Raw genomic sequence first — 6,778 nt, forward strand, 5'->3', positions numbered from 1 at the left:
GCGGGGAAAGGGTGCCCGCTGCCGGCCTTGGTGGCACGATCGCGCCACACGCACCGGAGCACACCCTCCCCCTTGCGGGGAGGGTTGGGGAGGGGGCTGGCTGCGTGCACCGGAGCAGCGAGGCCGGCGTTCTTGCGCCCGAGGTATCCCCAGCCACTTGACGTCATCCTCGTCCTCGGGCCTGACCCGAGGGATGACGCCCGTGGGATTGGGGCGGATGCGCCAGCCTGCGGGCGTGTCAGGCCGCGAAGTAATCCTGCAGCGGGCGCACGGTGAGGTTGCCCTCGCGATAGGCGATGATGCCCTCCACCGCGGCGACGGCCCCGGGGATGGTCGTGTAGTACGGGATCCGGCCCATCAGCGCGGTGCGGCGGATGTCGCGGCTGTCCGAGATCGACTTGGCCCCGTCGGTGGTGTTGATGACCAGCTGCACGCCGCCGTTCTTCATCGAATCGACGATGTGCGGACGGCCTTCGAGCACCTTGTTGACCTTGGTCGCGGCGATGCCGTGCTCGCTGAGGTAGCGCTGCGTGCCCGAGGTGGCGACGATGGTGAAGCCGTTCTTCTCGAGATGGCGCATGGCATCGAGGATCAGCGGCTTGTCGTCGTCGCGCACGGAGACGAAGACGGTGCCCTGGCGCGGCACCTTGTTGCCGGCGCCGAGCTGGCTCTTGGCGAAGGCGATGGCGTAGGCCGTGTCGAGCCCGATGACCTCGCCGGTCGACTTCATCTCGGGGCCGAGCACGGTGTCGACGCCGGGGAAGCGGCTGAACGGGAACACCGCCTCCTTGATCGCCACGTGGCTGAGTTCGCGCTCGACGAGGTTGAAGCTGGCCAGGGTCTCGCCCGCCATGATGCGGCTGGCGATCTTGGCGATGGGCTGGCCGATCACCTTGGCGACGAAGGGCACGGTACGCGACGCGCGCGGGTTGACCTCGAGGATGAAGACGACGCCGTCCTTGAGCGCGTACTGCACGTTCATCAGCCCGCCGACCTTGAGGGCGAGCGCCAGTTCGGTCGTCTGCCGCTTGAGTTCGGCGATGACGGCGGGGCTGAGGTGCTGCGGCGGCAGCGAGCAGGCGCTGTCGCCCGAATGGATGCCGGCCTCCTCGATGTGCTCCATGATGCCGCACACGAACACGTCCTTGCCGTCGGCGAGGCAATCGACGTCGATCTCGATGGCGCGGGAGAGGTAGCCGTCGAACAGCAGCGGGTTGTCGGAGAGGACGGAGTTGATCTGCCCGGTCTTGTCGTTGGGATAGCGCGTCAGGATGTCGGGCGGCACCAGCGAGGTGAGCGTGCCCTGCACATAGTCCTCGAACTCGGCGGGAGAATGCACGATCTGCATGGCGCGCCCGCCCAGCACGTAGGACGGGCGGATGACCAGCGGGTAGCCGAGCCGCTCGGCGACGATGCGGGCCTGCTCGAGCGAATAGGCGATGCCGTTCTTGGGCTGGTTGAGCTCGAGCCGAGAGATAAGCTTCGAGAACAGGTCGCGGTCCTCGGCGAGGTCGATGGAGCCGGGCTGCGTGCCGAGGATCGGCACGCCGGCCCTCTCGACGGCGTCGGCGAGGTTGAGCGGAGTCTGGCCGCCGAACTGCACGATGACGCCATGCAGCGTGCCGTTCTGCTTTTCGGTCTCGAGGATCTCGATGACGTCTTCCTCGGTCAGCGGTTCGAAATACAGCCGGTCGGAGGTGTCGTAGTCGGTCGAGACGGTCTCCGGGTTGCAGTTGACCATGATGGTCTCGTAGCCGGCGTCGCTGAGCGCGAAGGCGGCGTGGCAGCAGCAATAGTCGAACTCGATGCCCTGGCCGATGCGGTTGGGGCCGCCGCCGAGGATCACCACCTTCTTGCGGTCGGAGGGGTGCGCCTCGTCGGCGACCGCGCCGGCGAACGGGGCCTCGTAGGTCGAGTACATGTAGGCGGTGGGCGAGGCGAACTCGGCGGCCGAGGTGTCGATGCGCTTGAACACCGGCCGCACGCCGAGGCTCTGGCGCAGCTTGCGCACGTCGGCCGGCTTCACCCCGGCGAGGTCGGCCAGCCGGCTGTCGGAGAAGCCCATGGCCTTGAGGCCGCGCAGCGGCGCGGCGCTGTCGGGCAGGCCGAACTCGCGCACGCGGGCCTCGGCGTCGACGATGCCGCGCATCTGCTCGAGGAACCACATGTCGATGCGGCACGCCTCGTGGATGTCGGCGTTGCTCATGCCCAGCCGCATGGCCTCGGCGACGTAGAGCAGGCGCTGCGGGGTGGCGACGGCGACGGCGGCGCGCAGGGCGTTGCGGTTGTCATGGGCATCGCCGCCGGGCACGTAGCCGGGGATGCCGATCTCGTTGAGCCCGGTGAGCCCGGTCTCGAGGCTGCGCAGGGCCTTCTGCAGGCTCTCCTGGAAGGTGCGGCCGATGGCCATGGCCTCGCCGACCGACTTCATCGAGGTGGTGAGCCGGTTGTCGGCGCCGGGGAACTTCTCGAAGGCGAAGCGCGGGATCTTGGTGACGACATAGTCGATCGAGGGCTCGAACGAGGCCGGCGTCGCGCCGCCGGTGATGTCGTTCTCGAGTTCGTCGAGCGTGTAGCCCACCGCCAGCCGGGCAGCGACCTTGGCGATGGGGAAGCCGGTGGCCTTGGAGGCCAGCGCCGAGGAGCGGCTGACGCGTGGGTTCATCTCGATGACGATCATGCGCCCGTCGGCCGGATTGACGGCGAACTGCACGTTGGAGCCGCCCGTCTCGACCCCGATCTCGCGCAGCACCGCGATCGAGGCGTCGCGCATGATCTGGTATTCCTTGTCGGTCAGCGTCAGGGCCGGGGCGACGGTGATGGAATCGCCGGTATGCACGCCCATCGGATCGAGGTTCTCGATCGAGCAGACGATGATGCAGTTGTCGTTCCTGTCGCGAACGACCTCCATCTCGTACTCTTTCCAGCCGAGCACGCTTTCCTCCACCAGCACCTCGTTGGTGGGCGAGGCGTCGATGCCGCTCTCGCAGATGGCGAGGTATTCCTCGCGGTTGTAGGCGATGCCGCCGCCGGTGCCGCCGAGCGTGAAGGACGGCCGGATGATGGCGGGCAGGCCGATGACCTCGAGCGCCTGCAGGGCCTCGATGGTGTTGTGGGCGAGCATCGAGCGCGGGGTGGCAAGCCCGATCTTCTTCATGGCGTCGCGGAACAGCTCGCGGTCCTCGGCCTTGTCGATGGCCTCGGCGTCGGCGCCGATCATCTCGACGCCGAACTTGTCGAGCACGCCCATCTTGCGCAGGCTGAGCGCGCAGTTGAGGGCGGTCTGCCCGCCCATGGTGGGCAGCAGCGCGTCGGGGCGCTCCTTCTCGATGATCTTGGCGACCACGTCGGGCGTGATCGGCTCCATGTAGGTGGCGTCGGCGAGATCGGGATCGGTCATGATCGTCGCCGGATTGGAATTGACGAGGATGATGCGATAGCCCTCTTCCTTGAGGGCCTTGCACGCCTGGGTGCCGGAATAGTCGAACTCGCAGGCCTGGCCGATGATGATCGGCCCCGCACCGATGATGAGGATCGATTTGATGTCGGTGCGTTTGGGCATGGTTCTCGTCGTTCTATCGGTGGGCGCGCGCGCCCATGGCACGCGGCGGCGCGGGTTCAGGCGGGAGTCTGAAGGTTAAGCCGGCTGTCTAGCGGAACGAACGACGGAAGGGAAGGGGGCTGCACCGGCTTCCGTGCCGGCTTGATGCCGGTCAATACGACCCAGAACGGCGCATTCATTCTCGGTTCAGGCAATTGTGATTTGCTGCCGACAAGAGACGGGTTTCCGAGAGGGAGGAACTGGCATGCTTCGCGTCATCATTCCGGCCGCGCTGGGCGCGGCAGCGCTTCTGTGCATGGGCACCGCCGCGCTGGCGGTCGACGCCGTGGCCACGGCCGGCGTCAACGTCCGCACGGGGCCAGGCACGGGCTATTCGATCGTCGACCAGCTCATCCGGGGCGAACTCGTCAATATCCGCGAGTGCTCCTCCAACAACTGGTGCTTCGTCGAGCACGACGGCCCCGACGGCTGGGTGAGCGCGGCCTATCTCACCGCCGCCCCCGACTTCGAGGACGAAGCGCCGCCGCCCGCCGCCCCCGGCGAGGACTGCTCGTTCGGCTTCGTCATCGGACCGGGCGGGCCGAGCCTGTCCATCCAGTGCGGCGACCAGCCCGTGCCGCCGCCGGCCCCGCCGGCCCCGCCGCCGCCGGCCGGGGACAGGGCGTGCTTCTATACCGGCAGCAACTACAGCGGCACGGAACGCTGCTATGGCGTCAGCACCCGCAATTCCCTGCCGGCCGTGATCGACGACCGCATCTCCTCGGTGCGGCTGTTCGGCGACGTCGAGGCGCAATTGTGCGTCAACCAGAACCTGGGCGGGGCCTGCCGCATCATCGATACGAATACGCCCTCGCTGCCGCCGGTGATCAACGACCGCGCCTCCTCGCTGCGCGTGTACCTGCCCGAGCCGCCGCCGCCGCCGGCCGAGGCCTGCTTCTATACCGGCACCAACTACAACGGCACCGAGCGCTGCTTCGGGGTGGGGGTGCGCAACTCCCTGCCGGCCGCGATCAACGACCGCATCTCCTCGGTGCGGCTGTCCGGCGGCGCCCGGGCCCGGCTGTGCGTCAACCAGAACCTGGGCGGCTTCTGCCGGCTGGTCAACAACGACAACCCCAGCCTCGGGCCGCAGATCAACGACCGTGCGTCCTCGCTGGAGGTGTTCACCGGGCCGGCGCCGCTGCCGCCGCCGCCGGTGCCGGAAGCCCCGGTGACGTTCTCGACCGGCTCGATCGCCCTGCAGCAGACCTTCACCGCCAATCTCGACAACGGCACCGTGGGCGCTGCCGGCGCCGACATCTGGTACCAGGCGGTGAACGCGGCCGAGAAGTACGTGACGCCGCGCAACGGCGCGCAGCTGGCGCTGGGCGACCGCTCCAACCGCGGCTATGCCGGCTGCAGCACCGAGAGCTACTCGAACGCCTCGATCCCGCTGTGGGACATGCCGCCGGGCAGCTATGTGTGCGTGAGGACCAACCAGGGCCGCATCTCGCAGTTCCGGCTCAACGGCTTCACCGGCACGACGATGAACCTGGGCTACACGACCTGGGCCAACTGACGGCAGGCGCCGCAACGAGCATGACCAAGGGGCCGGAGCGATCCGGCCCCTTTCATTTTGGGCGATTATGTGGGGATGTCCTCATGCACGGCCGAGAACTCCCACGCAGCGGGGTAAGCCTCTACCTGTTGAAGCGTGTAGCTAAGGCGTGGCCGGAACTAGGTTTGGAACAGAAGCACCGTACAAAGACTTAAGCCAAATCACTTCGTCGCCGTCCTGATCGCGGACCTCGTAAGGGATTAGGGCGGCGTCCAAGGCTTCCTTCATTGTTTCGAATCCACCGGGCGAGGACGCCTTTATGATCGCCTCAGTGTTGTTCTGGAACGCCCTGGTCGTGGCAGGTGTCTCTACACCTGGCGTTACAGTCCATCCAGATCTTTCGAACGTGTCAGCTAGCTTTTCTAGCGCGCCGTTCCCGTTCGGCTTGACCAACAATTGCAGGGACGAAGGCGCGTCAGACAGCACGCCAGTCAGTATTTTCTCTTCCAGCGCTTTCAGCCGTTCAGCCATCGCCTCCATTGTCGCGCGGATTTCTGCCACGCGAGACTCCAATTCGCGCCTTTCGCCTGCCCGGGCCGCGAGTTGATCGTCCTTGAACTTGATGCGTTCCTCGAGTGTAGAAACGGTACCGCCTGCAATGGCCCCTGATAGGAACCAAGCGCCACCCACCAACGGCATCGTCACCACAAGCACGGCCGCCGCGAAACTCCATTTCGCAGCGTTAATCACCGGTAACTCCGTTTGGAGGGCTTTAACGAAGTTCAACATGCGCGCTTTCTATCACAGCCTCCTGAGTCGGCGGCGTGCGACCTATACGATTCCTCCTAATTGAGCCGGAGCCGCCTCAGGCGATGCGGCCGAGCCAGAGCATCGACAGCCCGGCGGCGAGCAGCGCCAGCAGGGCCCCGGCGCCGGCGAAGACGAAGGCGATCTCGGTCAGCTTCTTTTCCGGCACCAGCCGCTTGGCGAGCGTGCCGTAGATTTCCGTCAGCGCCTCCGAGGAGGTGGCCTCGAAATAGTCCGCGGCGGTGATGTCGGCGATGGCCTGCAGCGTGTTGACGTCGAGCCGGGCCCGCATCGAGCGGCCGCCGAAATCGACGACGTCGCCAGCGGTCGAGCCGAAGCCGACGGTGAAGACGCGCACGCCGTAGTCGGCGGCGAGGCGCCCGGCGGCGATCGGGTCGGGGCCGGTGGTGGTGGCGCCGTCGGTCAGGAGGATGATCACCGCGTTCTGGTAGGAGCCGGGTTCGACCGGCACGTGCCCGGGCCGGACGGGGTCGGGATCGTCGAGCGACCGGTTGGCCAGGCCCGGCGGGGCGGCCGAACTGCGCAGGCCGAGCTGGTCGCGCGGATCGGCGCCGGCAATGCGCAGCGGCTCGTCCGGGAAGATGGTGGCCAGCGCCGTGAGCACGCCGGCCCCGACCGCGGTGCCCCGGCGCAGGTCGAAGCTGTTGATCGCCGCGGTCAGCATCTCGCGATCGAGGGTGGGCGCTTGCACCAGCATGGCCGCCGCGGCGAAGGCGACGATGCCGATCTGCACGTCCGCCGGCTGCCGGCCGACGAAAGCCTTGGCCGCCGCCTGCGCCGCCTCGAGCCGCGACGGCTCGATGTCGCGCGCCCGCATCGAGCCGGAGACGTCGATGGCGAGCAGGATCGAC

Annotated in this window: 4 protein-coding genes; 1 reads left to right on the forward strand and 3 read right to left on the reverse strand. The window is 67.5% G+C overall.

What is annotated here, in order from left to right; genetic code table 11:
* Nucleotides 1-238 precede the first annotated feature (238 nt).
* The gene (carB, locus tag VGD93_RS05505; protein WP_395009993.1) at nt 239-3,562 is read right to left on the reverse strand and encodes a carbamoyl-phosphate synthase large subunit; all 3,324 of its coding nucleotides are present in this window, start codon (nt 3,560-3,562) and stop codon (nt 239-241) included.
* A 244-nt stretch (nt 3,563-3,806) separates the two neighbouring features.
* Between carB and VGD93_RS05510 the strand changes: the two genes are divergently transcribed.
* Entirely contained in the window at nt 3,807-5,120 is a 1,314-nt protein-coding gene (locus VGD93_RS05510; protein WP_395009995.1) for an SH3 domain-containing protein, read from the forward strand.
* 141 nt (nt 5,121-5,261) lie between these two features.
* Here the strand turns inward: VGD93_RS05510 and VGD93_RS05515 are convergent, their stop codons facing one another.
* Nucleotides 5,262-5,888, reverse strand: coding sequence for a hypothetical protein (locus VGD93_RS05515; RefSeq protein WP_395009997.1), 627 nt, complete (start codon nt 5,886-5,888; stop codon nt 5,262-5,264).
* Nucleotides 5,889-5,964: 76 nt separating this feature from the next.
* Nucleotides 5,965-6,778 (reverse strand): VWA domain-containing protein (locus VGD93_RS05520; protein WP_395009999.1); only part of this gene is annotated, 814 nt, incomplete at its 5' end.

Source organism: Devosia sp., from assembly GCF_036406155.1.
GTDB lineage: Bacteria > Pseudomonadota > Alphaproteobacteria > Rhizobiales > Devosiaceae > Devosia_A.

What these genes read in the sequence shown, in the direction of transcription:
- carB (WP_395009993.1), bottom strand. Translation starts at nt 3,562, where the DNA reads ATGCCCAAACGCACCGACATCAAATCGATCCTCATCATCGGTGCGGGG.
- VGD93_RS05510 (WP_395009995.1), top strand. Translation starts at nt 3,807, where the DNA reads ATGCTTCGCGTCATCATTCCGGCCGCGCTGGGCGCGGCAGCGCTTCTG.
- VGD93_RS05515 (WP_395009997.1), bottom strand. Translation starts at nt 5,888, where the DNA reads ATGTTGAACTTCGTTAAAGCCCTCCAAACGGAGTTACCGGTGATTAAC.